General features: G+C 61.0%; 29 protein-coding genes and 1 other RNA gene. 12 read left to right on the top strand and 18 right to left on the bottom strand.

The features are described from left to right. Positions 1 to 70: 70 nt before the first annotated feature. The 5 genes from FHX05_RS26820 to recR form a co-directional block, all read right to left on the bottom strand. On the bottom strand, positions 71 to 763 hold the full coding sequence (locus tag FHX05_RS26820) for an RNA-binding protein (RefSeq protein WP_112338889.1): 693 nt from the start codon (positions 761 to 763) through the stop codon (positions 71 to 73). Continuing rightward, on the bottom strand, positions 760 to 2,364 hold the full coding sequence (gene nusA / locus FHX05_RS26815) for a transcription termination factor NusA (protein WP_015338278.1): 1,605 nt from the start codon (positions 2,362 to 2,364) through the stop codon (positions 760 to 762). Before nusA ends, FHX05_RS26820 begins: the two co-directional genes overlap by 4 nt. 63 nt (positions 2,365 to 2,427) lie before the next feature. Further along, positions 2,428 to 3,036 carry a ribosome maturation factor RimP gene (gene rimP / locus FHX05_RS26810; RefSeq protein ID WP_183875670.1) on the bottom strand — a complete coding sequence of 203 codons (609 nt, stop codon included), beginning with the start codon at positions 3,034 to 3,036 and terminating at the stop codon, positions 2,428 to 2,430. Positions 3,037 to 3,194: 158 nt separating this feature from the next. Further along, a complete protein-coding gene (locus FHX05_RS26805; protein ID WP_246699122.1) occupies positions 3,195 to 4,637 on the bottom strand; it encodes a lytic murein transglycosylase in 1,443 nt (480 codons plus the stop codon). Positions 4,638 to 4,671: 34 nt separating this feature from the next. Then, positions 4,672 to 5,277, bottom strand: coding sequence for a recombination mediator RecR (gene recR, locus FHX05_RS26800; RefSeq protein ID WP_183875668.1), 606 nt, complete (start codon positions 5,275 to 5,277; stop codon positions 4,672 to 4,674). 57 nt (positions 5,278 to 5,334) lie between these two features. Between recR and FHX05_RS26795 the strand changes: the two genes are divergently transcribed. Next, positions 5,335 to 5,958, top strand: coding sequence for an MOSC domain-containing protein (locus tag FHX05_RS26795; protein WP_183715703.1), 624 nt, complete (start codon positions 5,335 to 5,337; stop codon positions 5,956 to 5,958). Positions 5,959 to 5,960: 2 nt separating this feature from the next. Here the strand turns inward: FHX05_RS26795 and FHX05_RS26790 are convergent, their stop codons facing one another. Beyond that, positions 5,961 to 6,572 (bottom strand): LysE family translocator, encoded by a 612-nt coding sequence (locus FHX05_RS26790; protein WP_112609811.1) that lies wholly within the window; start codon positions 6,570 to 6,572, stop codon positions 5,961 to 5,963. Between the two features lie 93 nt (positions 6,573 to 6,665). Then, a complete protein-coding gene (locus FHX05_RS26785; RefSeq protein WP_112609813.1) occupies positions 6,666 to 7,202 on the bottom strand; it encodes an alpha/beta hydrolase in 537 nt (178 codons plus the stop codon). Between the two features lie 113 nt (positions 7,203 to 7,315). Here FHX05_RS26785 and FHX05_RS26780 point away from each other — a divergent pair, with 113 nt between their 5' ends. Then, positions 7,316 to 7,792 carry an Lrp/AsnC family transcriptional regulator gene (locus FHX05_RS26780; RefSeq protein ID WP_112400329.1) on the top strand — a complete coding sequence of 159 codons (477 nt, stop codon included), beginning with the start codon at positions 7,316 to 7,318 and terminating at the stop codon, positions 7,790 to 7,792. 16 nt (positions 7,793 to 7,808) lie between these two features. On the opposite strand, the gene FHX05_RS26775 is transcribed toward FHX05_RS26780, so the two are convergent. From FHX05_RS26775 to ffs, 3 genes are all read right to left on the bottom strand, one after another. Further along, positions 7,809 to 8,132, bottom strand: coding sequence for a YbaB/EbfC family nucleoid-associated protein (locus tag FHX05_RS26775; RefSeq protein WP_037155519.1), 324 nt, complete (start codon positions 8,130 to 8,132; stop codon positions 7,809 to 7,811). A 106-nt stretch (positions 8,133 to 8,238) separates the two neighbouring features. Beyond that, complete coding sequence (locus tag FHX05_RS26770) at positions 8,239 to 10,113, bottom strand: DNA polymerase III subunit gamma/tau (RefSeq protein ID WP_183875666.1); 1,875 nt, start codon at positions 10,111 to 10,113, stop codon at positions 8,239 to 8,241. Positions 10,114 to 10,158: 45 nt separating this feature from the next. Then, positions 10,159 to 10,256, bottom strand: an RNA gene (ffs, locus tag FHX05_RS26765) — signal recognition particle sRNA small type. Positions 10,257 to 10,347: 91 nt separating this feature from the next. Here ffs and FHX05_RS26760 point away from each other — a divergent pair. The 6 genes from FHX05_RS26760 (at position 10,348) to FHX05_RS26735 (ending at position 14,004) form a co-directional block, all read left to right on the top strand. Beyond that, positions 10,348 to 10,758 (top strand): HIT family protein, encoded by a 411-nt coding sequence (locus FHX05_RS26760; protein ID WP_081598397.1) that lies wholly within the window; start codon positions 10,348 to 10,350, stop codon positions 10,756 to 10,758. Next, a complete protein-coding gene (gene nudC, locus FHX05_RS26755; RefSeq protein ID WP_183875665.1) occupies positions 10,755 to 11,714 on the top strand; it encodes an NAD(+) diphosphatase in 960 nt (319 codons plus the stop codon). The genes FHX05_RS26760 and nudC overlap by 4 nt, the downstream gene beginning before the upstream one ends. Before the next feature lie 12 nt (positions 11,715 to 11,726). Next, entirely contained in the window at positions 11,727 to 12,413 is a 687-nt protein-coding gene (locus tag FHX05_RS26750; RefSeq protein ID WP_112338899.1) for a YafY family protein, read from the top strand. Positions 12,414 to 12,497: 84 nt separating this feature from the next. Beyond that, the gene (locus FHX05_RS26745) at positions 12,498 to 12,725 is read left to right on the top strand and encodes a hypothetical protein (protein WP_210295002.1); all 228 of its coding nucleotides are present in this window, start codon (positions 12,498 to 12,500) and stop codon (positions 12,723 to 12,725) included. A gap of 221 nt (positions 12,726 to 12,946) precedes the next feature. Continuing rightward, the gene (locus FHX05_RS26740; RefSeq protein WP_183875663.1) at positions 12,947 to 13,315 is read left to right on the top strand and encodes a VOC family protein; all 369 of its coding nucleotides are present in this window, start codon (positions 12,947 to 12,949) and stop codon (positions 13,313 to 13,315) included. A gap of 290 nt (positions 13,316 to 13,605) precedes the next feature. Then, positions 13,606 to 14,004, top strand: coding sequence for a VOC family protein (locus tag FHX05_RS26735; RefSeq protein WP_015338293.1), 399 nt, complete (start codon positions 13,606 to 13,608; stop codon positions 14,002 to 14,004). A gap of 8 nt (positions 14,005 to 14,012) precedes the next feature. Here FHX05_RS26735 and FHX05_RS26730 read toward each other — a convergent pair whose 3' ends face one another. Together FHX05_RS26730 and FHX05_RS26725 are read right to left on the bottom strand one after the other, a co-directional pair. After that, complete coding sequence (locus FHX05_RS26730) at positions 14,013 to 14,867, bottom strand: prephenate dehydratase (protein ID WP_112609823.1); 855 nt, start codon at positions 14,865 to 14,867, stop codon at positions 14,013 to 14,015. Between the two features lie 24 nt (positions 14,868 to 14,891). Beyond that, positions 14,892 to 15,647: a 3-deoxy-manno-octulosonate cytidylyltransferase gene (locus tag FHX05_RS26725; RefSeq protein WP_183715691.1), complete on the bottom strand. Its 756-nt coding sequence runs from the start codon at positions 15,645 to 15,647 to the stop codon at positions 14,892 to 14,894. 151 nt (positions 15,648 to 15,798) lie between these two features. Between FHX05_RS26725 and FHX05_RS26720 the strand changes: the two genes are divergently transcribed. After that, positions 15,799 to 16,377: a cytochrome c family protein gene (locus FHX05_RS26720; RefSeq protein ID WP_112400332.1), complete on the top strand. Its 579-nt coding sequence runs from the start codon at positions 15,799 to 15,801 to the stop codon at positions 16,375 to 16,377. Positions 16,378 to 16,436: 59 nt separating this feature from the next. Here the strand turns inward: FHX05_RS26720 and FHX05_RS26715 are convergent, their stop codons facing one another. Both FHX05_RS26715 and FHX05_RS26710 read right to left on the bottom strand, forming a co-directional pair. Then, entirely contained in the window at positions 16,437 to 17,594 is a 1,158-nt protein-coding gene (locus FHX05_RS26715; protein WP_183875661.1) for a patatin-like phospholipase family protein, read from the bottom strand. A 121-nt stretch (positions 17,595 to 17,715) separates the two neighbouring features. Next, the gene (locus FHX05_RS26710) at positions 17,716 to 18,660 is read right to left on the bottom strand and encodes an AEC family transporter (protein ID WP_112338905.1); all 945 of its coding nucleotides are present in this window, start codon (positions 18,658 to 18,660) and stop codon (positions 17,716 to 17,718) included. 394 nt (positions 18,661 to 19,054) lie between these two features. On the opposite strand from FHX05_RS26710, the gene FHX05_RS26705 reads away from it, so the two are divergent. Beyond that, the gene (locus tag FHX05_RS26705; RefSeq protein WP_183875659.1) at positions 19,055 to 20,047 is read left to right on the top strand and encodes an adenosine kinase; all 993 of its coding nucleotides are present in this window, start codon (positions 19,055 to 19,057) and stop codon (positions 20,045 to 20,047) included. Between the two features lie 87 nt (positions 20,048 to 20,134). Here FHX05_RS26705 and FHX05_RS26700 read toward each other — a convergent pair whose 3' ends face one another. Beyond that, positions 20,135 to 20,734 (bottom strand): cadmium resistance transporter, encoded by a 600-nt coding sequence (locus FHX05_RS26700; RefSeq protein WP_348648347.1) that lies wholly within the window; start codon positions 20,732 to 20,734, stop codon positions 20,135 to 20,137. 96 nt (positions 20,735 to 20,830) lie between these two features. Further along, entirely contained in the window at positions 20,831 to 21,370 is a 540-nt protein-coding gene (locus FHX05_RS26695) for an SH3 domain-containing protein (protein ID WP_183875655.1), read from the bottom strand. Positions 21,371 to 21,560: 190 nt separating this feature from the next. Here FHX05_RS26695 and FHX05_RS26690 point away from each other — a divergent pair, with 190 nt between their 5' ends. Together FHX05_RS26690 and murA are read left to right on the top strand one after the other, a co-directional pair. Beyond that, positions 21,561 to 22,562, top strand: a complete 1,002-nt coding sequence (locus FHX05_RS26690) for a D-glycerate dehydrogenase (protein WP_112338909.1) — start codon at positions 21,561 to 21,563, stop codon at positions 22,560 to 22,562. A 142-nt stretch (positions 22,563 to 22,704) separates the two neighbouring features. Next, positions 22,705 to 24,018, top strand: a complete 1,314-nt coding sequence (gene murA / locus FHX05_RS26685) for a UDP-N-acetylglucosamine 1-carboxyvinyltransferase (RefSeq protein ID WP_183875653.1) — start codon at positions 22,705 to 22,707, stop codon at positions 24,016 to 24,018. Between the two features lie 27 nt (positions 24,019 to 24,045). Here murA and FHX05_RS26680 read toward each other — a convergent pair whose 3' ends face one another. Further along, complete coding sequence (locus FHX05_RS26680) at positions 24,046 to 24,525, bottom strand: GNAT family N-acetyltransferase (RefSeq protein WP_183715677.1); 480 nt, start codon at positions 24,523 to 24,525, stop codon at positions 24,046 to 24,048. Next, positions 24,522 to 25,292 (bottom strand): molybdopterin-synthase adenylyltransferase MoeB, encoded by a 771-nt coding sequence (locus FHX05_RS26675; RefSeq protein ID WP_183875651.1) that lies wholly within the window; start codon positions 25,290 to 25,292, stop codon positions 24,522 to 24,524. The genes FHX05_RS26680 and FHX05_RS26675 overlap by 4 nt, the downstream gene beginning before the upstream one ends.

The following is a 25,292-nucleotide window of genomic DNA, read 5'->3' as shown; positions in this document are numbered from 1 at the left end:
AACGTCCGTCAGACCCTGTCGTTCAATGCATGTACCTTAATGAGGCGTCCGGCAAAGGCCGGTGACCGCGTCATTGTTTTCGCCGGCCAGCGCCGCCCGTTGCCCGGGACTGACCGCCGTTGCGGTACCGTTCGAGCAGGTTTGCGCGCTTCACTACACCCTCACCCGCCTGCCCTGCAAGCGCTGCGGCATGGATAAAAGCATTCTGGCCCATCAGTTCTTCCATCTCCGCTTCCGTAAAGACACGGAAGGAAGGTATTTCCTTTTCGGTTTCCATACCGAGATGCCAAGCTTTTCGTGCCTGGTCGATCTTGCGGACGCCATCGGCGGCGGCGGCGATCGCATGAAACACGGCAATTGCCGAGCCGTTGCGAACGGCGCCATCAACCTTCGATGAACCGCTGACGAACCGGCCCGCCTTGCGGGCCATGTGCATCATCCCGGCCAGTTGCGCCAAGAGAAGCCGATCGACGACGGCACCGAGATCTGCCGGTGCTGTCACTTCCGCCTTCAAAGCGCGGGAAAACAGTTTCTTCGCCACTGCCTTGTCCACCAGTGCCCGGTCTATCTTAACCCAGCAGCCGCGTCCCGGCAGTTGCCGCTTCAGATCGGGAACGACAGTTCCGTCCGGAGCGGCTACGAAGCGGATCAATTCGTCGGGTGATCCGCTTTCGCGTGTTACGATGCACATGCGACCATTTGCGTCGTTACCGCCGAGATCATTGTCCTCGGTCGGTGCGCCAGGCCCCTCGGTGATCGTCATGCTTGTTGCTCGGTTTCGTCCTCCGCGACCTCTTCGGTCTCAGCGGCGAGATCGGCTTCGGTGATCCAGCCGGCCAGCAGGCGAGCCTGCACGACCATCTGTTCAGCTTCGACGCGCGAGACTTCAAGCTTGGAGAACAGGCCTTCGAACTTCTTCGTTTCGCCGTTCTTGCGTTCGCTCCAGCCGACGAGGTCGTCAGCGGCGCAGCCGGCGAAGTCCTCGATCGTCTTGATGCCATCCTCGCCGAGGGCGACCATCATCTGTGCGGTCATGCCGTTGATCTCTCGCAGTTCGTCGGAGACGCCCAGCGCCTTGCGCTTCTCGTCCATCTCGGCTTCGAGCTTCTCGAGATATTCGCGGGCACGGGTCTGGATTTCCTGCGCGGTATCTTCGTCAAAACCGTCGATCGAGGAGATTTCATCGAGATCTACGTAAGCCAGTTCCTCAACGGCGGCAAAGCCTTCCGAGGCCAGAACCTGGCCGACCATTTCGTCGACGTCGAGCGCATCCATGAACAGGTTCGTACGCTCGTTGAATTCCTTCTGGCGGCGTTCCGATTCCTCGGCTTCCGTCATGATGTCGATATCCCAGCCGGTCAGCTGCGATGCGAGGCGGACGTTCTGGCCACGGCGGCCGATGGCAAGCGAAAGCTGCTCGTCCGGCACCACGACTTCGATGCGCTCTGCATCTTCGTCGAGAACGACCTTGGCGACTTCGGCCGGCTGCAGCGCGTTGACGACGAAGTTCGCCGGCTCGCTGGACCAGGGAATGATGTCGATCTTTTCACCCTGCAGCTCACCGACGACGGCCTGAACGCGCGAACCGCGCATACCGACGCAGGCGCCGACCGGATCGATCGACGAGTCGTTCGAGATGACGGCGATCTTGGCGCGCGAACCCGGATCGCGGGCAACCGACTTCACCTGGATGATGCCGTCGTAGATTTCGGGCACTTCCATGGTGAAGAGCTTGACCATGAACTGCGGATGCGTGCGCGACAGGAAGATCTGCGGGCCGCGCTGTTCGCGGCGGACGTCGTAGACATAGGCGCGGACGCGATCGCCGTAGCGGAAGTTTTCGCGCGGGATCATTTCGTCGCGGCGGATGATGCCCTCGCCACGGCCGAGATCGACGATGACGTTGCCGTATTCGACGCGCTTGACGGTGCCGTTGACGATTTCGCCGACACGATCCTTGAATTCGTCGAACTGGCGGTCACGCTCGGCCTCGCGCACCTTCTGCACGATGACCTGCTTGGCCGACTGGGCAGCGATGCGGCCGAAATCCATCGGCGGCAGCGGATCGGCGATGAAATCGCCGAGGGCTGCGTCCGGATTGCGGTCGCGGGCCAGTTCCAGCGGGATCTGCGTGGAATAGTCCTCGGCCTTCTCGACCACTTCGAGCAGGCGCTGCAAGCGGATTTCACCCGTCTTCGGGTTGATGTCGGCGCGGATATTCGACTCCGTGCCGTAACGCGAGCGCGCGGCCTTCTGGATCGCATCCGCCATTGCGGCAAGCACGATCTCGCGGTCGATGACCTTTTCGCGCGCCACTGCATCTGCGATCTGCAGAAGTTCTAGCCGGTTCGCACTGACTGCCATTGTTCTTAGTCTCCGTCTTCCTGCCTTCAGGTTTCCCGTTCCGTCAGGCGGTTCGTTGATCGGTTATTCTTCTTCGTCGTCCGCTTCGTTCTGGTTCGCTGCCTCGGCTTTCGCCAGCTTGTCGGCGCGCAGCGCGTCGCGGATGAGATCGTCCGTCAGGATCAGCTTGGCCTCGGCCAGCGTGCTGAACGGAATGGTTACCTTCTGTTCCTCGCCGCGGGTCGCTTCATCGCGTTCGATCGTGAAGCCATCGGCATCGACGGCGACGATCTTGCCGCGGAAACGCTTGCGGTTATCGACGAGGATCGACGTTTCGCACTTGACGATGTGGCCGATCCAGCGCTGGAAATCCGACTTTCGCACCATCGGGCGGTCGATGCCCGGCGAAGACACTTCGAGATGATACGCCTTATCGATGGGATCTTCCACATCTAGGACCGGAGAAATGGCCGTGGAGACCTCTTCGCAGTCCTGGACGGTCATGGTGCCGTCGTTGCGCTCGGTCATGACCTGCAGCGTCAGGCCGTTCAGATTGAGGAGACGCACGCGCACCAGACGGAAGCCCATGCCCACAAGGATGGGCTCGATGATGGCGGCGACGCGCTGATCAAGGCCGGTTTCGACGATCAACCTGGGTTCATTGGTATTGTCTGCGTTTGTCACGTCCGACAAGCATTCACTCCGCATTGTTCATGCATTGGGAGATCGCGCTAATAAAAAAGAGCGGGTCCTTGCGGCCCACTCTTCATCACACGATCAAGAATTTGATGCGGATATAAGCCTCTTTCCGGCAAATTGCAAGGCATTCGCGCCGAAAGCCTTTTCCGCGGCTATTTCAGCACGCCGAGCATGGAGCTATCGGGATAGCAGGTCGGCTTCATGCCGCTCTTCTCCTGCCATTGGCCGATCGAGCGCCGCGTTTTGTAGCCGGGCAGGCCGTCGGTACCGCCGACATCGTAGCCCTTGCGCTCTAGAGCTTTCTGCATGTTTGCGACGTCGGAGCGCAGCATCTTGCCGACATCGCCCCATTTTTCCTGGAAGGCCCCGGTGCCATTGGCGATGCGGTCGGCTAGATTGCCGATATAGAGGCCGTATAGGTCGGAATTGTTGTATTCCTTGATGACGTAGAAGTTCGGCGTGACGATGAATTCCGGCCCGTCGCGTCCGGCCGGCACCAGCATCATGCCGCTCGCCCGCATTTCGTCGGATGGAAATGACTTGCCGGAAACCCGCTGAATGCCGAGCGAGGCCCATTGCGAAATCGGCTTGGCTAGGTCTGGCCCTTCCTGGGCGCAGGAGACGTTCCGCGGAATGGTAACTTCATAGCCCCAGCCGCGGCCACGCTGCCAGCCCTTCTGAACCATATAGTTGGCGATGGATGCCAGCGTGTCCGGCACCGAAGTCCATATGTTGCGGTGGCCATCGCCATCGAAATCGACGGCATATTTCAGATAGTTGGTCGGCATGAACTGCGGCTGGCCGAGCGCGCCGGCCCAGGAGCCCTTGAACTGATCGGGCGTAACGTCGCCATGTTCGAGGATGCGCAGTCCGGCGATCAGCTCGTTGCGGAACATGTCCTTGCGCGTCGACATGAAGGCTTTGGTTGCCAGCACCTGAACGGCGGAATTCGGCAGCTTGGCGATGCCGAAGCCGGTCTCTCGGCCCCAGATCGCCAGCAGGATCGGTCCCGGTACGCCGTAGGACTTCTCGATCCGCCGCAGCACCGGCCCATATTGCGAGGCGAGGCCCCGCCCGGTTACGGCCAGTTTCTGCAGCCGCCCCTCATTGAAATAGGGGGCGGGAGAGGAAAATTCGGCCTGTGTCTGCGCTTGTTGCTTCGGTTTCGGGAAGCCCGGCGGCTCGAGATCCGGCAGATCCCAGTTCAGCGTCACGCCGGCAAAAGCGGCCTGGAAGGTTTTTTCCGAAATGCCGGCCTTTCGCGCTTCCGGCCAGAGATCCTTCTGGATCCAGACCTGAAACTGCGCTTCGACATCGGCTTTCGAGGCGGCGAGAGCGGGGAGGGGGAGGAGGGCGAGGAGGAGGACGAGCAGGTATCGAATATGCCGAAAGATACCCTCCTCCGTCCCGTTTGGGACATCTCCCCCACAAGGGGGGAGATTGTTGGCCGCGCGCTTCACGCCATATCGATGGTCTGAAGTTTCTGCGGATACGATATTGGCTTGAGGCAGGTCGGTGCTACAGGCGACCAATCTCCCCCCTTGTGGGGGAGATGTCAGCGAAAGCTGACAGAGGGGGGTATGCACTCTCCTCATGCTCAATCCTTATGTCTTCGCGAAAATAATCGCCTCAAATCGCCGTCCGCGCCCTCAGCGCTGCCGCAAGCGTGCCCTCGTCAAGGTAATCGAGCTCGCCGCCGACAGGCACGCCATGGGCAAGGCGGGTGATCTTGACCTCGAGGCCATCAAGCTGGTCAGTTATATAGTGTGCTGTGGTTTGCCCTTCGACCGTCGCGTTGACGGCGATGATGATCTCGCGGACACCGCCTTCGCCGACGCGGGCGATCAATCCGCGAATGTTGAGCTCGTCAGGCCCGACACCGTCGAGGGGCGACAGGACACCGCCGAGAACATGATAGGCAGCGTTCATCGCGCCTGATCGTTCCAGAGCCCAGAGGTCGGAGACATCCTCGACGACGATGATAACGGACTGGTCGCGACGGTCGTCGGTGCAGACGGTGCAGGGATCGACGGTATCGACATTGCCGCAGCGCGAGCAGATCTTCACCTTGTCATAGGCATCGCCCATGGCATGGGACAGTGGCCCGAGCAGCTGGTCCTTCTTCTTGATGAGATGCAGCGCCGCGCGGCGCGCCGAGCGCGGCCCGAGGCCCGGCACTTTCGCCAGGAGCTGGATGAGTTTTTCGATTTCGGGGCCGGTGACTCGCTTTGCCATGGGAGGCTTTTAGCTCATAAGCTTCAAGAACGGAATCTCGGAAGGAACGGTTGACCGATGAAAATTCTGGCCGTTTGCCGTGGCGCCCCTGAAATGCTGCCGGGCAAGAAAGCGAAGACCGGCATCAACAAGCATGCCGTCAACGGTGCCGTCATGATCGACGAGCTGGGGCTGCTCGGTGATGCTATCTGCAATCGCAAGCATCACGGCGGCCGTGACCAGGCGGTTTATGTCGAAGGTTCGGTGACGCTGGACTGGTGGGCAAGCGAGCTTGGACGATCGATGGAGCCGGGTGCCTTCGGCGAAAATATCATCATCGAAGGCCTGGACAATCGCGAGATCGCCGTCGGCGATCAATTCATAGCCGGCGATCTTGTTCTGGAAGTGACCTCGGCGCGTATTCCCTGCTCCACCTTCGCAGCGAAGACGGACGATCCGCAATTCGTCAAGCGCTATATCCGGGCCGGACGGCCCGGCATCTATTGCCGCGTTCTTGCGGGCGGCACGGTGAGCGCTGACATGCCGGTCACCTATCTGCCTTATGCCGGCGCGAGAGTGACGATGCCGGAAATGATGGCGACCTTCGGCAGGCGATTGTCACCGGAGGATCGGGCGCGTTATCTGGCGGCGCCTATCCATTATAAGCTGCGGGCGTTCATCGAAAGCGACGCAGCGGCCTGAAATCACCGCATGGCAATCGCGACGGCCGCGCCTGCCATGGTGCCGGCGCTGGCCCGATTGGCGATGCGCACAGCCCGGCGGCTTTTGAGGAAGGTTCTGGCTTTGGCCGCCAGCATCGCCCAGGAGAGATCGATGATGACGAGCACCGCAAACATCGTCGCGACCAGCTCGGCCCAACCGGAAACCGTCACGCCATGCAGATCGATGATCGAGGGCAGCAGCGCCACGTAAAAGACCATGATCTTCGGATTGCCCATGGTGACCGTGAAGCCGGCGAGGAAGAGTCGTATGGCCGATTGCTCCTCCGGCAACTCCTCTCCCGTCGTATCGGAGGAGGCAAACCACATCTTCCAGGCAAGATAGAGGAGATAGGCAACGCCAAGCCATTTGATGACCACGAAGGCGAGATGGAAGGTTTCGGCAATGGTCGCAAGTCCGGCAACGGCGCAGGTCAGCCAGATCGCTTCTCCGAGCCACATGCCGGAGAGGAAAGGCAGCACGTTGCGCGCGCCCTTCGTCAGCACGCGCGCCACGAGTGCCGCGATGTTCGGTCCCGGCGATCCCGCCGCAATGAACAAGGCACCGGCAAAAACAAGCAACGTCGACAGGCTCATCGCATTCCCTCCGGTCAGGCAGGCCAGACGATGTCTGGAAGAGGGGGCAGAGATAGCATTCCGGCGCGGCTTTTCCAAATGCCGGATTTATGTTCAGCCAAGCTCGGCGCGAAAACGCCCGAAGATTGCCTTGCCTTCCGGCCAGTCGCCCAGTCCGGAAGCCGCATTGATATGGCCGCGTGGCCCGACATCGACGAAGGTGCTGCCCCAGCTTTCGGCGCTATGGCGTGCGTGGTCGAAGGAGCCGAACGGATCGTCGGTGCTGGCTACCAGCAGAGACGGAAAGGGTAGTTGCTGCCGTGGCGGATTGGCAAAGCTGCCAGCCTCGGCAAGGTAGATTTCGCCAGTAGGGTCGGGCACAGCCACCAGGAACGCGCCAAGGATCGCCGTCTCCTTCACAGGCGCCCAATGGGCGATCAGCTGGCAGGCAAGGCTGTGCGCGATCAGGATCGGCGGCGTTCTAGAAAGGGAGATTTCCCGTTCGAGCGCGGCAATCCAATCCGAAAGTATCGGTCTGTCCCAGCTTGATGGCTGGAAGCGTCGCATAGCTGGATCGTCCCGTTCCCACAATGTCTGCCAGTGACCTTCGCCTGAGCCGCCAAGCCCCGGTAGCGTGATGATATCGCTCATCTCTATCCTTTCTCCATGGTCTCTCATGGAGAAAAGCTCGCATGCTGGGATACCGATTGACATTGCAATCCATCGGATAAAACTTATCCCAACCGATGAATTGAAGGTGAGCAATGGACACTATCGAAAGAGGACTGGATCCGACGGATCTGTCGATCATCGAAATCCTGCAGCAGGACGGACGAATCTCGGTATCGGAGCTCGGCCGTCGTGTCGGCCTGTCGCAGCCGGCGGCATCGGAGCGGCTGAAGCGGCTGGAGGAGCGTGGCGTGATTGCCGGCTACCGTGCTGTGGTCGATCCCGCCGCCGTCGGGCTCGGCATGATGGCAGTCATCCGCCTGCGCACGACACACGAGCATATCCGGCCGTATCTGAAGCAGTTTTCGGAAATGCCCGAAATTATCGAGGTGTTGAGGCTGACAGGCGAAGATTGCTTCCTGCTCAAGGTTCTCGTGCCGACACCGTCGGACCTTGAAACCATCGTCGATTCCATTGCCCGCCATGGCGCGGTGACGACATCGCTGGTGCTGCGAAACGAACCCATAAAGGCGATCGGCCGCGATCTCATTCGCAAGGCGGCCGGCCGCTGAAAGAAATAGCCCAGGCTCAGAACGGCAGCTTGAAACCGGGCGGGATCGGCAGGCCGGCGGTCAGTTCGCGCGTCTTTTCAGCTGCGATCGCCTCAGCCTTTTCCTGAGCATCTTTGTTGGCGGCAACGATCAGGTCTTCGAGGATCTCGACATCGTCTTCCTTGAAGAGCGACGGATCGATCTTGAGGCCGACCATCAGGCCCTTGCCGTTGACGGTAACGGTGACGAGGCCGCCGCCGGCCTTGCCTTCGACGCGAATGTCGGCGATTTCCGACTGCATCTTCTCCATCTTCGCCTGCATTTCCTTCACTTTGCCCATCATGCCCATGATGTCGCGCATCGTCTTTGGTCCTTCTTCTGCAAGTCTCTGTTTGAGCGGCAGGATATGTCGTCATGGTCGTCAACCGCTTCAAGCCGAAGCGGTTCCGCCTGCACCCATCCTAGCCTTAGAATTCGATATCGTCGCCGGGTAGAATATCGCCATCAATGGATTCGGCGATTGCCGGCGGAGCAGCGGCTTCGTCCTCTTCGTCCGTCTCGGGAGCCCGCACCCGCACGTCGATGATCTTTGCGCCCGGAAATTGCGCCAGGATCGCCGCGACATCGGGGTCCTGCCGCGCATCGGCGACCCGTTGCTTCTGGGCGTTCGCTTCTGCTTCGACGAGCGTCGGCTGGCCTTCCTCGCGGCTGAGGCTGACGATCCAGTGGATGCCGGTCCATTCCTTTAGCTTGACGGCAAGCTCGTTCAAAAGCGTGCCCGGCGCGCCCGGCGTTAAGCTGACATCAAGCCTTCCTGGCTCCAGCTTGACGGGGCGCACGAATGTGCGCACCAGCGCCTTCAGCTTCGGATCGCGCTTCTGGCTCGCAAGTTCAGCGATATCGGCCATCGAATTGACAGGCACGAGCGGCTTCGGCGCTTCGGCGGGCTTCGACTCGATACGGCCGACAGGTTGCGAATCCGGCTGCGTATTCGGCACGGAGCGCAGCATGGCGACCGGTGCGGAAGGCGTAGGTCTTGGCGCCGGCGTTTCGACCGCGCGGGCCACGGCGCTGCCCTGATAGGACACAGCGCCGCCACCATTGCCGCCGCTCGAAGAGGGCGACGGACGAGCGGCGCCATTGCCATCAGAAAATTCGGCGAGCCTGCGCGCCGCATCTTCCGGTGCCGGCAAATGGGCCGCATGCGCAAGCCGGATCAGCACCATTTCGGCAGCACCGGCGGTGCGCGAGGCATTCTCCGTCTCGGCAATGCCCTTGAGAAGCATCTGCCAGATGCGGGAAAGTGCGGTTACCGCAACCCCTTGCGCGAATTCCGCCGCTTTCGTGCGCTCGACTTCGCTGAGCGACGGATCGTCGGCGGCATCGGGCACATATTTGAGGCGGGTCACGAGATGGGTGAAATCGGCAAGGTCGGTGAGCACGACCACGGGATTGGCGCCCGCCTCGTACTGGCTGTTGAATTCGGCAAGGGCTGCCGAGACATCGCCTTTGACGACATGGCCGAAGAGATCGACGATGCGGGCGCGGTCGGCAAGGCCGAGCATTGTGCGCACGGCATCCGCGGCGACAAAGCCGCTGCCATGGGCGATCGCCTGATCGAGCAGCGACAGGCCGTCGCGCGCCGAGCCTTCGGCGGCGCGGGCGATCATGGCGAGTGCTTCCGGCTCGGCCTCGATGCCTTCCTTGCCGGCAATGGTGGTGAACAGCCCGACGAGATCGGAAGCGCTGATGCGGCGCAGATCGAACCGCTGACAGCGCGACAGCACCGTGATCGGAACTTTACGGATTTCCGTCGTGGCGAAGATGAACTTCACATGCTCGGGCGGCTCTTCGAGCGTCTTCAGGAGTCCGTTGAAGGCCGCCGTCGACAGCATGTGCACTTCGTCGATGATATAGACCTTGTAGCGGGCCGAAACGGGCCGGTAGCGCACCTGCTCGATGATCTCCCGGATATCGTCGATACCGGTATGGGAGGCGGCGTCCATCTCGATGACGTCGACATGCCGGCCTTCCATGATCGCCTGGCAATGGTCGCCGGGTTCGCGCAGATCGATGGTCGGCCGATCGACCGCGGCGGTCTTGTAGTTGAGGGCGCGGGCAAGGATGCGGGCGGTCGTCGTCTTGCCGACGCCGCGCACGCCGGTCAGCATATAGGCCTGAGCGATGCGGCCGGTCTCGAACGCGTTGGTCAGCGTTCGAACCATCGGCTCCTGACCGACCATCAGGTCCGTGAAGTCCTTGGGTCTGTATTTGCGGGCCAGCACCCGGTAACCGGTGCCGGTCGAAGCGGCATCTTTTGCTTGTCGCTCGGTGTCGCTCATCGCCCTGCTTGTTGCCCGGAAAGCCGGGTCTTGCTTTCGGAAAGGGTGGGAGGCTGGCACGAATGACCCGTGCCGGGCTCGTTAGGGCTGCTTCCTTCCGGACCTGACCCGGTTGGCGAGTGGCTCGTCCACCACCAACCTCCCGGATGCACATATCGGCAATATCGTCATCAAAAGCAAGCCAAGGTCAAAAAAAACTGCTAAACATTTGATAAAACAATGGAGGATGCCCCTTTGAAGGAGTTTACGCTCGACGATCGTCTTGCGAATGACAGCGTTTCCGTCACCATAACTGGCCTTTGCGACGTCAGGCTGATGAAGGATCGCCGCTGGCCGTGGCTCGTGTTGATCCCGCGCCGGCCCGACAAATCGGAAGTTTTCGAGCTGACGCCCCTCGACCGGATCTTGCTGACCTTTGAAACGGATAAGGTCGCAAGCGTCCTGAAGACGGTGACGGGGGCAACAAAAATCAATGTCGGGGCACTTGGAAATATCGTCCGCCAGCTGCATGTTCATGTCATCGCGCGGTTCGAAGGTGATGCCAATTGGCCGGGTCCCGTCTGGGGCTATGGCAAGGCGGAACCCTATTCGGACGAAGACATGAACAGCCTCATAGCCAAGTTGCGGGAAACGCTTTCACAATGAGCCATTCCATCTTTTCCTCGGATGCCCCGCATCCGGAAGCCAGCAGTCTCACCGCTTTCGCGGAAAACCAGCTCAACCGGGATGCCGAGCATCGCGACGAGGAATCGATCAAGCAGGCGCTCGCCAAGGAAGGCACGCACATCCTGGCCTTCGCCCAGGACCGGCTGGTGCTGAAGCATGATGGCCAGGTGCTCGACCCTCTGTTTGCCCGCTACGAGTTGAAGGATCTCGATCCGAATTGGGACGATGCCGTTCTCCTCGGTTATAGCAAGAGTGGCGAGCCCCGCCTTGCTGTGCCCGTACGCGTCAATGCCGACGAGCTTGCCAGCCAATACAAGCCGGCTGACATGCGCTCGCTCTGGCGCGATCTTCTGCTGGAAGGCGAAATCCTGGGTGAAGCCGCGCAGGGCATGAGCCTTATCCGATGGAATGGCGACAACCGCTTCTGCGGCCGCTGCGGCTCGGTCATGGAAAGCAGGATCGGCGGCTATAAGCGGGTCTGCTCGGTCTGCGAACACGTGATATTCCCGCGCACGGATCCCGTAGTCATCATGCTTGGCATCGATGAGGAAAGGAATCGTTGTCTTCTCGGCCGCAGCCATCATTTTGCGCCGGGCATGTATTCCTGTCTCGCCGGTTTCGTCGAGCCGGGCGAAACAATCGAGAATGCGGTGCGCCGCGAAACGCTCGAGGAATCCGGTATTCATATCGGCCGTGTGCGCTATCACGCCTCGCAGCCCTGGCCGATGCCGCATTCCCTCATGATCGGCTGCTATGCCGAAGCCAAGTCGATGGAAATCCATATGGATGAGGCCGAGCTCGAGGATTGCCGCTGGTTCACCCCGGAAGAGACGCTTGCCATGCTCGATCGCGTCTCTGCATCCGGCAATACCTCTCCGCCCAAGGGCGCCATCGCCCATCGCCTGATGCGCGACTGGGTGGAGTGGAAGCGCTAGGACTATTCTGCCATGGCCCGCTCCGAACGCTTGTTGACGCTGTTGCAGACGCTGCGGCGCTATCGTCGTCCGGTGAGCGGCGCCGTTCTGGCGGAGGAAACCGGCGTCAGCCTGCGCACGCTCTATCGCGATATCGCCAGCCTGCAGTCGCAGGGTGCGATGATCGAGGGCGAGCCGGGCATCGGCTATGTCCTGAAGCCCGGCTTCATGCTGCCGCCGATGATGTTTTCCCAGGATGAGATCGAAGCGCTGGTGCTGGGATCGAGATGGGTGGCGCGTGCAACCGACGCTCGTCTGGCGGCAGCCGGGACCGATGCGCTCGCAAAGATTGCCGCCGTGCTGCCCGCGGACCTCCGCGAGGCGGTCGACCAGGCGGCCGTGGTCGTCGGCACGCGCCGCATCACCGAAGACAAGGCCGATCTTTCCCTGATGCGCAAGGCGATCCAGACCGAGCGCATGGTGCAGCTGACTTATGGCGATGTGAACGGCGCCATCTCGACCCGGCGCATCTGGCCCTTCGCGCTCGGCTATTTCGACAATTCCCGCATCATCATGGCCTGGTGCGAACTACGCCAGGATTTCCGCCATTTCCGCGCCGATCGCATCGTCGATTTCGCGGTGCTCGAGGCGCGCTACCCACGCCGCCGCGTCGCTCTGGCAAGAGAATGGCAGGCGCGCGAGGGCCTGGCCCATAATTGATCTCCGGGGCGCAATGCTACTGCCAGAAACTGTCAGTAGGCTTGGCTATAATCAGCGCCATCCAAGTAGGAAGGAGGACCGATCATGGCAGGCAACGTTTCCATCATTTCGCAACATGTGCATCGCGGCGGCATTGAGGCGCCTAAAGGCAAGCATCAGTCATGGCCCGCTCGTCTCTCTGAGGTTGCCCTCGGCTATTTCAGCCGCCGCTGGAATCGCCTCGATATCGAAGAAGTGCCCGATTCCGTGAAGCGGGATCTTGGCTTTCTCGACGGCTGTGAGCCGTATCGAGAGGAAGATCGGATGCGCTGAGGCAATCGACGCGAACTCGTCGCGACCTTCGCGGTAACGACCTGCGCATAATCAAAGATCCGAGCGCAAGGCGCTGATCCGAATAGCGCAACGCGTTTTGGAACCGCATCTCCGCACGCCTTCAACCACGCAATGACACAGTCACTCCCGGCGAACTTTGCTCCGTTCGCCGGTTCCTGTCCGCATGCCCTTAAATTCACCCAAACGAAAGGACCATCCACATGACCAGCCCGAACCTCATCATTTTCTATGTCAAGGATCCCAGCGAAAGTACGCCGTTCTACCGCGATCTCTTCGGCCGTGAGCCGGCATTCGCGTCGCCGAACTTCGTGGCCTTCTCGCTCGACAATGGCCTAAGTCTCGGTCTCTGGCGCCGCAGCAGCGTCGAGCCACAGCCCTCCGCCATCGGCAATCGCGGCGAACTGGGCTTCATGGTCGAAGGCACCGGGGCGGTTGAGCAGCATTACAGGGATTGGAAGGCACGCGGCCTGCCGATCGCACAGGAGCTGACGACCATGGATTTCGGCCCGACCTTCGTCGTGCTCGATCCGGATGGCCATCGCCTTCGGGTATGTGAGCCGGATAAGTGAATCCCTGTCCAGCGTGCCCCTCACCCTAACCCTCTCCCCGCACGCGGGGAGAGGAGACGACCTCAGGCTCTCGCCAAGTCCATAATGAAAGGTAGGCCGCAGGTGTGTCTATCCCTTCTCCCCGGTCGCGGGGCAAGGTGGCCGACAGGCCGGATGAGGGGCTGGCGGCGACCTCCGCAGGCTGTTTCATCAAAGTGGCTTGCCAGGGAGTCATGCCAATCGTCCGGGTTGACTCTCATGGCCGACGCAAAAGACACTGATCGATAGATAAAGAGTCACGCGAGGATCAATTGCTCCATCATATTTCGTTCGGTGTCTCCGATATCGAGAAAGCCGCCGCATTCTACGACGCAGCATTCGCACCGCTCGCCTATGTCAGGGTTTGGGAAGACTTGACCGCCGGCGATCCCGACCAGGCGATCGGATACGGCCCGGCGGGCGGTGGCGACAAGTTCGCCATCAAATTGCGTGGCAAGGAAGCTCGGGCACCCGGCTCCGGTTTTCATTTGGCCTTTGCCGCGCCAAACCGGGAAGCCGTCCTCTCATTTTACGAGGCTGCACTCGCTCACGGTGGCACGGACAACGGGCCGCCAGGTCTCCGGCCGCATTACGGCCCGGATTATTTCGCGGCCTTCGTCATCGATCCGGATGGGCATCGAATCGAGGTCGTAACCAAGGCGTCGCCATAACCGCCTGCTTAAAGATCGCCCCGCGTCGGGTGCCCCTTGTAGACGCCGAGGATCCGGACCTTTTCGGAGAAGAAGCGCAATTCTTCCAGCGCGCGGCGCACATGCGCATCGGCGGGATGGCCCTCGATATCGGCATAGAATTGCGTTGCGACAAAACGGCCGCCGAGCTGATAGCTCTCAAGCTTCGTCATGTTGATGCCGTTGGTGGCGAAACCGCCGAGCGCCTTGTAGAGGGCGGCGGGAATGTTGCGGACGTTGAAGACGAAAGTGGTGACGATCTTTTCGTCCGCCGAACCGCGTGCCGCCCAGTCTTCGTCGCGCGACAGGATGACGAAACGCGTCATATTGTTTTCGGTGTCTTCGACATTCTCGGCTATGATCTCCAGCCCGTAGAGATCGGCCGCGAGCCGCGGCGCCAGCGCCGCCATGCTGCGGTCGCCGGTTTCCTGCACCAGCTTGGCTGCACCCGCCGTATCGCCGGCAATGACCGGTTTCCAGCCATTGGCGCGCACGATGTTGCGGCATTGTCCAAGCGCGTGGATATGGCTGTGGACCGTGCGGATCTCTTCCTTCTTGACGCCGGGCAGCACCATCAGCTGGAAGCGGATCGGCATGAAATATTCGCCGACGATATGCAGGCGCGATTCCGGCAGCAGATGATGGATGTCGGCGACGCGGCCGGCGATCGTGTTTTCGATCGGGATCATGCCGAGATCGGCGTCGCCGTTCTCGATGGCAGTGAGGGCATCCTCGAAGGTCTGGCAGGGCAGCGGCTCCATGGTCGGGAACATATCACGGCTGGCCATATCGGAATTGGCGCCGTACTCGCCCTGGAAGGAGATCTTGTTGGTCTTGGTAATCATGGGACTGCCCTTGGGGGAATGCCGTCAATGAGAAGCGGCGGAGAGGATGCGTCTGGCCTTTTCGAGGTCGGCGGGAGTATCGACACCGAGCGGGATCGTGTCAACGATCTCGACATCGATGCGCATGCCGGCTTCCAGCGCCCGCAGCTGTTCTAGTGATTCGCGCAGTTCGAGCGGCGATGGGCCGAGGCTCACGAATTTCGCGAGTGCAGCGCGGCGGTAAGCATAGAGACCGATATGGTGATAGAGCGGCCCCTTGCCGTAGGGCGCTGTTGCACGCGTGAAGTAGAGCGCGCGCAGGCGATTTTCGGAAATCGGCGAGCCGATGACCTTGACGACGCTCGGCAGGGTCTTTTCCTCCTCGTCCTTGATCTCGACAGTCAGTGTGGCGATGTCGACGGCCGGATTTTCCAGCGGGCGCAGCGAGGCGCGGATGGTCTCGGGATCGATCGTCGGCAGGTCGCCCTGCACGTTGACGATGATTTCGGCCCGGCCCTGCGGATCGACGGCCTGCAGCGCCTCGTAGATGCGGTCCGAGCCCGATTGATGATCCTTGCCGGTCATCACGACATCAAAGCCGGCATTGGCGACTGCGGCATAGGTATCCTCATGGTCGACGGCGACGACGATGCGACCGATCGCCGCCTCGCGCGCGCGCTTGGCAACCTGTACGATCATCGGCAGACCGCAAATATCCGCGAGCGGCTTGCCCGGCAAGCGCGTGGAGGCCATGCGGGCGGGAATGAGGACCAGCGTCTTGTCTAAATTTGAATCAGTCATTGTTGGGCCTTCTATTCCCGAGGGAAAAGTGTCAAAACGTCTCATGGTGGAGACCGTTTACAGAGTTGCAAGAAACAGCCAAAAGACATAGGTTTCGCGCGAATTCAAGATGGGCCAGCGGAGGATGCTGGCGGCGAGGGGAGCATAGCAGATGAATTCATCCTACGTGAACATGGGTGTCGGGGCGCTTTTGGCCACGCTGTTCGTGTTGAAGTCCGTGTCGCTCGCGTCAGGATTTATTTTCCATTCAGAGGCGCCGGAAAAGCCCGGTTTTGCCATCGTCGCGACCGAGGAACCGGCTGCGGGCGGTGACAAGGGCGCGGCTGCCAAGCCGGATACCCCGATCGCTCAGCTCCTGCAGAAGGCTGATGCCAAGGTCGGCGAAACGATCTTCAAGAAGTGTCAGGCCTGTCATTCCGGAGAAAAGGGTGGTCCGAACAAGGTTGGTCCTGATCTCTGGGGTATTGTCGACCGCCCGGTCGCCGAGCACGAAGGCTTCGCCTATTCGTCCGGCATGAAGGATTTTTCCAAGGGCGGTACGGAAAAGTGGACCTATGACCACCTCTATCACTTCCTGGCCGCGCCGAAGAAATTCGTCGCCGGAACGGCAATGGGCTTTGCCGGCCTGCCGAAGGAAGAGGATCGCGCCAACGTGATCGCCTATCTGCGCACGCTTGCCGATACCCAGGTGCCGCTGCCCGACCCGAACGCACCGGCCGCCACGAACTGAGGCAATTACCGGATCGATTGAAAAACGCGGCCGTCAGGCCGCGTTTTTGTGTTGCTCGCTCAGATTGAATGCCGACGGGATCGCGTCCGCTGATCGAGGTCGAACACCTTCAACCCGTCCTCGGCGCTCGGCGGCATGCGCCAATCCTCGGCGACCAGCGCCTTGCGGGCGTCGCGCAAGCCGGCCTCCCAATGCTCGTGCATGGACAGTGCCGAAAACTCGTAATCCTTCGAATGCGACCGGAATTGCTTGTTGCGGTAGATCAGGTGGATGATGGTGACGCCGTAATCGGAGCAATGCTGCTCCAGCTTCTTGATCTCCGGATCGGCTTTGGCCTCTTCGGGAAGGCGGGCATAGAGCTCCGATATCGCGCGCCGCAGACGATGGCGTTCCAGAAAGAGATCTGTGTTGAGCCGGGTGCGGCTTGAATAGGTGATGTCCTTGCGCCGCTCCTCGACCTCTTCCAGATCCTGCGGCAGCGGCCCGACGGCGCTGAAGAGATCGACCTGAAAGACGACCGTATCGATATCGGCGCCATTGCGCAGCACGTAGCTGAGCGGCGTGTTCGAGACCAGGCCACCGTCCCAGTAATGCTCGTTGCCGATCTTGACCGCTGGAAAGCCCGGCGGCAATGCGCCGCTCGCCATCACATGCTCGGGTCCGATCTTGATCTCCTTGTTGTCGAAAAAGGCAAAATTGCCGGTGCGCACATTGACGGCGCCGAGGCTCAAACGCACCGGGCCGTGGTTGATTCGGTCGAAATCGACGTGATCGAGCAGCGTCTGGCGCAATTGCTCCGTATCGTAGATGCTGGTCGCGCCCGCCGAGCCGCGCGTCTGGAACCAGGTTGGAAGCTGCCACGGGGAAAAGAAGCCGGGCACGCCGAAGGTTGATACCCACCAGCTGCTGACCGAGCGATAGAAAGGGTTGGTCTCGCGCCGATCTTCCATCAGTAGATCGACGGGGAGATGCACGGTCACCTTGTTCCAAAAGGAGCTCAGCGCCTTAAGCCGTTCGCCGGGCACGTTGCCGGCCATGATCGAGGCATTGATCGCGCCGATCGAGATGCCAGCGATCCAGTCCGGCTCGATATTCTGTTCTCTCAGCGCCTGGAAGGCACCCGCCTGATAGGAGCCGAGCGCGCCGCCGCCTTGGAGCACGAAGACCTTCTGCGCATAGGCTGACGCGGGATTGGTGAGCGGAGCTGCAATATTCATGTGCCATCCTTTGCTGCGCTCCGGGTGGGAAGGCCGGGATGCGCAAAATATATGACCATTTTCCTGCCTGCTTCTCCGAAAGCGGAGAGATGCCGTTACGATCGGCGGGTTTTTGCCTCGGTTATCCGAGCAGATAGGCCCAGAGCGATACCGAGAATGCGCCGAGCGCTGTCGTCAAGGTAATCGTCGAGGCCGCGAGACTGTGGCCCACGCCGAAGCGATTGGCAATCAGCCAGGCGTTCACACCTGTAGGAACAGCGGCCGTGAGGACCAGTGCGGCCCGCCATTCCGGGCTCAGGCCGAGAAGAAGTCCGGCAGCCAGCACGCAGGCCGGCAGCAGAAAAAGCTTGAAGGCGGCAATGACGCTGGTGACGCCGAGATTGCCCGACAGCCCATATTGACGCAGCGCCATTCCGAGCGAGATCAGCGCAGCCGGGCCGGCGATGTTGGCAATGTTGTCGACGACCGTGCCGAGCGTTGCGGGGATGGGAAGGCCGGTCAGGTGGACGATGAGACCGCAGAAAAGCCCGATGACGAGCGGATTGCGCAGGAGATTGCTACCAACCTGACGCAGCAACTCGCCGGTGCTGCGGCCGGCGCCGGCATTCTCCTTGCGCTCGGCTTGCTCCATCAGCAGCGTGCCTGCGATCATCATCGTTGGAAGATGCACGGCGATCAGGATCGACATCGCCATGACGCCGTCAGGCCCCACCGTGCGCCCGACCAGCGGCAGACCGATGAAGATCGTATTGGCAAAAGCCGAGGAAACGCCGGCGAGCACACCGATGCGCGCATCTCGCCCGAAGAGCCGTGTCGCGACGATATGGCCGGCAGTCCAGGTGATGGCGACGCCGGAGAAATAGGCGATCCACAATCGAAACGGCGAAGCACCACGAAAATCCGCTTCGGCGATGGTCCGGAACAGCAGGAGCGGCACCGCGACCTTAAAGACGAACTCGCTCATCGCCTCACCGACATCGGTTTTCAGCAACCCCGTGCGCACGATGACCCAGCCGACGAGAATGAGCAGGAAGACGGGAAGAACGTCTGTGAGGATTTCGGACACGCGGGTATGAAGCTCGTGATTTCGAGGAATTGGACCCGAAACTTGTAGCAGCTTGCCCGGAGCTGGAAACCCGCAAAACAAAAAAAGCGGGCTTGGCCCGCTCTTGTCGATCTCGCCCCGGTGGGGAGGTCCCCCCGGTGCACATGCCGCCAGTTCATCCGTGGTCGACCCGCGTACCGGTGAGGCGGAAGGCATCATTCCTTCCCAAACTGGCTCGGAAGTCTTTCGAGCTTCCCATCCCAGTCGCGTGATAAGCATTTAAAGATAGAAAGTGACAGGCAAATGACTGATTGCAATCAAGTCGGCCGCGTTGGCGCGGATTTTTCTTTAAAACTTCAGAAAAACCGATAATACCGGATACCGGCTATCACCAGGATCCGGGACCCTCCTATAGATGACTCGCTTCGATGTACTGACCGTCGGCAATGCTATCGTCGACATTATCGCCCGTTGCGACGATCAGTTTCTGATCGAAAACAACATCACCAAAGCCGCGATGAACCTCATAGACGCCGAGCGCGCCGAGCTTCTCTATTCGCGCATGGGCCCGGCTCTGGAAGCCTCCGGCGGAAGCGCCGGTAACACGGCGGCCGGTGTCGCGAATTTCGGCGGCAAGGCTGCCTATTTCGGCAAGGTTGCCGAAGACCAGCTCGGCCAGATCTTCGCCCATGATATCCGCGCCCAGGGCGTTCATTACGAAACCAAGGCGAAAGGCACCTTCCCGCCGACCGCCCGTTCGATGATCTTCGTCACTGAGGATGGCGAGCGCTCCATGAATACCTATCTCGGTGCCTGCGTCGAGCTGGGTCCCGAAGATGTCGAGGAAGATGTCGTCGCCGATGCAAAGGTAACCTATTTCGAGGGCTATCTCTGGGATCCGCCACGCGCCAAGGAAGCGATCCGCGAGTGCGCCCGCATTGCTCATGCCAATGGCCGGGAAATGTCGATGACGCTCTCCGACAGCTTCTGCGTCGGCCGCTACCGCCACGAGTTCCTCGACCTCATGCGCTCCGGTACCGTCGATATTGTCTTCGCCAATCGTGACGAAGCCCTCTCGCTCTACGAGACCGACGACTTTGAAAAGGCGCTGACTCTGATCGCGGCCGATTGCAAGATCGCCGCCGTGACGACGGGCAAGGATGGCGCCGTCGTCGTGCGCGGCGATGAGCGCTATGTCGTCGATGCCCATCCGATCGAGGAGCGTGTCGACACGACCGGTGCAGGCGATCTTTTCGCTGCTGGTTTCCTCTTCGGCTACACGCAAGGCCGCGGTCTGGAAGACTGCGCCAAGCTCGGCAATCTCGCGGCTGCCATCGTCATCGAGCAGATCGGCCCGCGGCCGATGCGGTCGCTGTCGGAAGCCGCCAAGGAATTCGGGCTTATCTGACGAAGTTTATCTCTATCAACAGATCATCGAAGCCGCCTTCGGCAGATCGCAGGGGCGGCTTTGCTATAAAGTGCCGAAGCAAGCTTATCACCGAAAGAGCGTTACGGTTCCCGCCTCATAGAGGATGAGGATGCCGAGCGCGATCAGCACGAAGGGCACGACCCTGTGTCCATGTCGCCTGATCGGTGCGCCGAGCTTCGGATGATTGACGAGAGAATGTGCTGCACCCAGCCAGACTGCCGTCAGCACTGCAAAGGTGCAGCCGATGGCCAAAACCTCATAGGCCGAGCGCGTCGCAAAGAGAGGCGTATAGACGCTGATATTGTCGCCGCCATTGGCGATCGTTACCAAGGCGATCGCTACGATGTTTCCATGTCCTGCCGAGGCCTTGGCGTGATCTTCCGGATTATCGCCGGCCTCCCTGCCGTTCCAGAGCTCCCATAGCCTGCTGAGGCCGAAATAGATCGGCGCAAGGCCGAGCAGGCCGATATAGGCTGCTGGAATGACGAGAGCGAGCAATGAGGCAATGGCGCTGACGCCGTAAAGAACGCCAATACCGAGATATTGGCCTATGATGATCTGCCTCAATCGGAACTTCGGATCGGCAAAGAAGCCGAGAAGCACGAAGATATCGTCTATGTTCGTCGATGTGAACGTGGCGATTGCAACGCCAAGAACGCCGAGCACATACGCCAAGGTAACCGGTCTCCGTTTCTCATACCGGATACATCATTGTGCCGGAAAGTCGTACTATCGCTTATGTGTGAAAAGCCAGGGAGTACGCTACTTGAAGGCCTCGCCGGGGTAGGCACCCCAGATTTCCGATTGCGCCACCCAGCCTTCGGTGCCGTCGGCGGTAACGAGACACCAGTCGCCCGTGCATTCCTTGACACTCATCATCACGCCGGGCTGAAGCTTGGCGATGACGGCGGCGGATGGCTGGGATTCGCGGCGCATGTTGACAAAGACGGCCTTGCCCTTGCCTTTCATCCAGGGAGCAGCAATAGCGGAGCGCTGGCCCGACAGCAGCGACTGGTTGACCCAGCCCTCCGTGCCGTCGGCATCGCGCACGCGCCGCCAATTATCGTATTCCTGAATGATTTCGACCGGCAGGCCCTGCTTGAGATAGAGCCATGACACGGCATAATCCGCGCTCGGCCCGATGCGCAGGTTGACTCGCTTCGACTTCAGCGTGACGAAGCGCGGCAGCGGCAAGCCGCTCGGCCCCTTGGCGGCCTGGGCGACGGCAAGATCGGCCGACACAGCGGCCATCATCAGGCCGATTGCGAAAATGGCGCAGGACTTCAAGACATTGCCATGCATGGGAGTTCCGTTCGTTCGTCATGACAAAGGCGCCATTCCGGCGACCTTTCGCTCCGGTGAGCGGCAAATCCTCGGATCGCGTCAGCGAGTTTTGTTTGTCTTCGCCTGCGGGTCTGGTAGAAATGCCCGGAACGGGAAAATTATCCTGCTTCTTGGTTAAGAACATCTGAACAAGGCATCGCCGCTCGCCATGACGACGAAGAAAAAACCGAAGGTCTACGTCACGCGCAAACTGCCTGACGCGGTGGAGACGCGCATGCGCGAACTCTTCGATGCCGAGCTCAACATAGATGATCGCCCACGCACCAAGGACGAATTGATAGAGGCCGTCCGCTCGGTCGATGTGCTGGTGCCGACTGTCACCGACCGCATCGATGCTGAGATCATCGAAGAAGCCGGCCCGCAGATGAAGCTGATCGCCAGCTTCTCCAACGGCACGGATCACATCGATGTCGAGGCCGCCGCCCGCCGCGGCATCACCGTCACCAATACGCCGAATGTGCTGACCGAAGACACCGCCGACATGACCATGGCGCTCATCCTCGCTGTGCCGCGGCGACTGGCGGAAGGTGCGCGTGTGCTGACCGACAACCCCGGCGAATGGGCCGGATGGTCGCCCACCTGGATGCTCGGCCGCCGCATCCACGGCAAGCGCATCGGCATCGTCGGCATGGGGCGGATCGGCACCGCCGTTGCCCGTCGCGCCAAGGCTTTTGGCCTTTCGATCCACTATCACAATCGCAAGCGCGTCAATCCGGCGACCGAGGACGAGCTGGAGGCAACCTATTGGGACAGCCTCGACCAGATGCTTGCCCGCGTCGATATCGTCTCGGTCAATTGCCCGTCGACACCTGCGACTTACCATCTGATTTCTGCCCGCCGCCTGGCGCTGCTGCAGCCGACGAGCTACATCGTCAACACGGCGCGCGGCGATGTTATCGACGAAGCGGCGCTGATCAAGATCCTGCGCGAGGGCAAGATCGCCGGCGCCGGCCTCGACGTGTTCGAGAACGAACCGGCCGTCAATCCGAAGTTGGTGAAGCTCGCCAATGAGGGCAAGGTGGTGATCCTGCCGCATATGAGTTCGGCCACGCTCGAGGGCCGAATCGACATGGGCGACAAAGTCATCATCAACATCCGCACCTTCATCGACGGCCATCGCCCGCCCAATCGCGTGCTGCCCTTTCGATGACGGAAGCATGCTGATTCGCCCGCTGAAACGGGGCTGAATACCCCGCTGCAAATTTGATCTCATTTCCCTCTCGCTGGTCACGTGCATGTCACAAAGCCGGCCCAGAGGTGACCACAAACACAAATCAGGAAGGGCGGAAATCATGGCGCGCGCGTTGCCGCATGAGCGGATTCAATATGTGGTCGAGGGCGGCTTCAAGCTGTCGGGAGAGATCGAACCGAGCGGCAACAAGAACGCCGCATTGCCGATTATCGCCGCATCGCTTCTGACCGATCAGCGGGTCGAGCTCAGCAACGTGCCGCGCATCCGCGACGTCGAGGCGCTGGTGGAGCTGATCCAGTCGGTCGGTGCGAAAGCACGTTGGCTCGGTCGCAACGAGCTTGAAATCGAAGCGCGCGAGCTTCGCCCCGCCAATCTCGATCCCGATCTCTGCGCCCGCATTCGCGCCTCCATCCTGCTTGCCGGTCCGATGCTGGCACGCTGCGGCGAGATCACCCTGCCGCCGCCCGGTGGAGACGTCATCGGCCGTCGGCGCGTCGACACGCATTTTCTGGCGCTGGAACAGCTCGGCGCGAGGATCGAGGTCAATAGCGTCTATAGCTTCCGCACTGATGGGCTGCGTGGCGCCGATGTCTTCCTCGATGAGCCATCCGTGACGGCGACGGAAAATGCGCTTTGCGCTGCCGTGTTCGCCGAGGGGACGACGATCCTGCGCAATTGTGCTTCCGAACCGCACGTGCAGGATCTTGCGCGGTTCCTGATTGCCATGGGCGCTCGAATCGAAGGCGTCGGCACCAATATGATGACCATCCACGGCGGCCAGCGGCTCGGCGGTGCATCGCATCGCATCGGCCCCGACCACAATGAGGTGGGCTCGCTGATCGGCCTTGCCGCCGTTACCGGCTCGGAAATCACCATCCGCCGCGCTGGCGTAGAGCATCTGCGCTCCACCCTCATGACCTTCGAGCGTCTCGGCATCCGCTGCCAGATCGACGGCGATGATCTGGTCATTCCCTCCGGTCAGGAGATGAAAATCCAGCCTGATTTCGGTGGCCATATTCCGAAGATCGAAGATCAGCCCTGGCCGGCCTTTCCGGCTGACACCATGTCGATCGCCATCGTCACCGCCTCGCAATGCGATGGCGTCGTGCTGATGTTCGAAAAGATGTTCGAAAGCCGCATGTTCTTCGTCGACAAGCTGATTGCCATGGGCGCCCGCATCGTGCTGTGCGACCCGCATCGCGCCATCGTCGCCGGCCCCTCCAAGCTGCGTGCCGCCCAGCTCGAAAGCCCTGACATTCGCGCCGGCATGGCCATGCTGATTGCGGCCATGTGCGCCGAGGGCACCAGCGTCATCAACAACGCCCAGCAGATCGAGCGCGGCTATGAGCGCATCGAGGAGCGGCTGAATGCCATGGGTGCGCGCATTACACGCATTCCGCCGCGCGAAGCCTAACGACGCGGCTAAACGGTTGAAGATGCGCTAGGCAATCGCCTTGCGCATTTCGATTGATGTCGTGCGATCGAAACCGGCATGGCGATTTTCGGCCGTCTTCCGAAAGCCCCAGGCGGCGAAGGTGGCGTGATTGTCGGTGAGCTCGATCCGCGTTTCCAGCCGCAAGGTTTTTAGACCGAGCTCGCGCGCTTTAGTCTCGGCCAGGGCAAGCAGGCGTCTGCCGATGCCCTTGCCCTGCGCTGTCGGCAGCACGGCGAGCTTGCCGACATAAAGGCTCTCTGCCTCCGGCCGGCAGAAAATGCAGCCGACTAAATGCTCATCATCAAGCGCGGCATAAGCGATCTCGCTGATGGCCTTCGTTTTCAATGTTTCCGGTGTCAGCGCAAGGGCGGAGGAGGGCGGATCGATGCGGCCGTTCATGTAAGCGAAGGATGCCAAGATAAGATCCAGCAACGCATCCCAGCGGTCGAAGCCGTCATCGAGGCGACGAAACCCGATTTCGCTCATTCCGCCGCGGCCCGAGCGCGTTTGCGGCGATAGCGTACGGTTTCGAAGCGCGAGGAAAGCCCATCATAGAGCAGCAGGCGGCCGATCAGCGGCTCGCCGATGCCTGCGATAAGCTTGATCGCCTCCATTGCCATCAGCGTGCCGATGACACCTGTCAGGGCTCCGATGATGCCCGCTTCCGCGCAGCTGGGAATCAGGCCCTCCGGTGGCGGTGCCGGAAAGAGATCGCGATAGCGCGGATTGGGATTGCCGTCCGCATCGTTTTCGTAAGGCTTCAGTGTCGTCACGGACCCGTCGAATCTTCCGACAGCGCCGGTCACCAGCGGCAAACGCGTCGCTTCGGTCGCATCGGCCGCGGCATAGCGCGTGTCGAAATTGTCGGAGCCGTCGATGACGAGATCGAAGCCGGCAAGGTGCCGCGCAGCCGTATCGAGGCTGAACCGCTCCTCGAAGCGGATGGTGCGCACATGCGGGTTCAGCCGCGCGATGGCGTCGGCCGCGCTCTGCGTCTTCATCTCGCCGATCGTGCCCGTGTCGTGAATCACCTGTCGCTGCAGGTTGGACAGCGAAACGCGGTCGTCATCGGCAATGCCGAGCGTACCGACACCGGCGGCGGCGAGATATTGCAGCACCGGGGCACCGAGGCCGCCTGCGCCGATGACAAGCACGCGGGCCGCCTTTAATTTTTGCTGGCCGGCGCCGCCGACCTCCGGCAGGAGAATATGGCGGTGATAGCGGGCGATTTCGTCTGAGCTCAAAGGATCCAT

This window comes from Rhizobium sp. BK491, from assembly GCF_014194925.1.
Taxonomy (GTDB): Bacteria; Pseudomonadota; Alphaproteobacteria; order Rhizobiales; family Rhizobiaceae; genus Rhizobium.
This window is presented reverse-complemented; position numbering and strand designations above follow the sequence as displayed.

Coding starts and splice junctions, on each gene's coding strand:
- FHX05_RS26720 (WP_112400332.1), top strand. CDS start 15,799: ATGAATTCATCCTACGTGAACATGGGTGTCGGGGCGCTTTTGGCCACG.
- FHX05_RS26705 (WP_183875659.1), top strand. CDS start 19,055: ATGACTCGCTTCGATGTACTGACCGTCGGCAATGCTATCGTCGACATT.
- nusA (WP_015338278.1), bottom strand. CDS start 2,364: ATGGCAGTCAGTGCGAACCGGCTAGAACTTCTGCAGATCGCAGATGCA.
- FHX05_RS26680 (WP_183715677.1), bottom strand. CDS start 24,525: ATGAGCGAAATCGGGTTTCGTCGCCTCGATGACGGCTTCGACCGCTGG.
- FHX05_RS26715 (WP_183875661.1), bottom strand. CDS start 17,594: ATGAATATTGCAGCTCCGCTCACCAATCCCGCGTCAGCCTATGCGCAG.
- FHX05_RS26695 (WP_183875655.1), bottom strand. CDS start 21,370: ATGCATGGCAATGTCTTGAAGTCCTGCGCCATTTTCGCAATCGGCCTG.
- FHX05_RS26785 (WP_112609813.1), bottom strand. CDS start 7,202: ATGAGCGATATCATCACGCTACCGGGGCTTGGCGGCTCAGGCGAAGGT.
- FHX05_RS26770 (WP_183875666.1), bottom strand. CDS start 10,113: ATGAGCGACACCGAGCGACAAGCAAAAGATGCCGCTTCGACCGGCACC.
- FHX05_RS26780 (WP_112400329.1), top strand. CDS start 7,316: ATGGACACTATCGAAAGAGGACTGGATCCGACGGATCTGTCGATCATC.
- FHX05_RS26725 (WP_183715691.1), bottom strand. CDS start 15,647: ATGACTGATTCAAATTTAGACAAGACGCTGGTCCTCATTCCCGCCCGC.
- FHX05_RS26795 (WP_183715703.1), top strand. CDS start 5,335: ATGAAAATTCTGGCCGTTTGCCGTGGCGCCCCTGAAATGCTGCCGGGC.
- FHX05_RS26730 (WP_112609823.1), bottom strand. CDS start 14,867: ATGATTACCAAGACCAACAAGATCTCCTTCCAGGGCGAGTACGGCGCC.
- nudC (WP_183875665.1), top strand. CDS start 10,755: ATGAGCCATTCCATCTTTTCCTCGGATGCCCCGCATCCGGAAGCCAGC.
- FHX05_RS26775 (WP_037155519.1), bottom strand. CDS start 8,132: ATGCGCGACATCATGGGCATGATGGGCAAAGTGAAGGAAATGCAGGCG.
- FHX05_RS26750 (WP_112338899.1), top strand. CDS start 11,727: ATGGCCCGCTCCGAACGCTTGTTGACGCTGTTGCAGACGCTGCGGCGC.
- FHX05_RS26690 (WP_112338909.1), top strand. CDS start 21,561: ATGACGACGAAGAAAAAACCGAAGGTCTACGTCACGCGCAAACTGCCT.
- recR (WP_183875668.1), bottom strand. CDS start 5,277: ATGGCAAAGCGAGTCACCGGCCCCGAAATCGAAAAACTCATCCAGCTC.
- FHX05_RS26675 (WP_183875651.1), bottom strand. CDS start 25,292: ATGGATCCTTTGAGCTCAGACGAAATCGCCCGCTATCACCGCCATATT.
- FHX05_RS26790 (WP_112609811.1), bottom strand. CDS start 6,572: ATGAGCCTGTCGACGTTGCTTGTTTTTGCCGGTGCCTTGTTCATTGCG.
- FHX05_RS26820 (WP_112338889.1), bottom strand. CDS start 763: ATGACGATCACCGAGGGGCCTGGCGCACCGACCGAGGACAATGATCTC.
- FHX05_RS26740 (WP_183875663.1), top strand. CDS start 12,947: ATGACCAGCCCGAACCTCATCATTTTCTATGTCAAGGATCCCAGCGAA.
- FHX05_RS26805 (WP_246699122.1), bottom strand. CDS start 4,637: ATGAGGAGAGTGCATACCCCCCTCTGTCAGCTTTCGCTGACATCTCCC.
- murA (WP_183875653.1), top strand. CDS start 22,705: ATGGCGCGCGCGTTGCCGCATGAGCGGATTCAATATGTGGTCGAGGGC.
- FHX05_RS26745 (WP_210295002.1), top strand. CDS start 12,498: ATGGCAGGCAACGTTTCCATCATTTCGCAACATGTGCATCGCGGCGGC.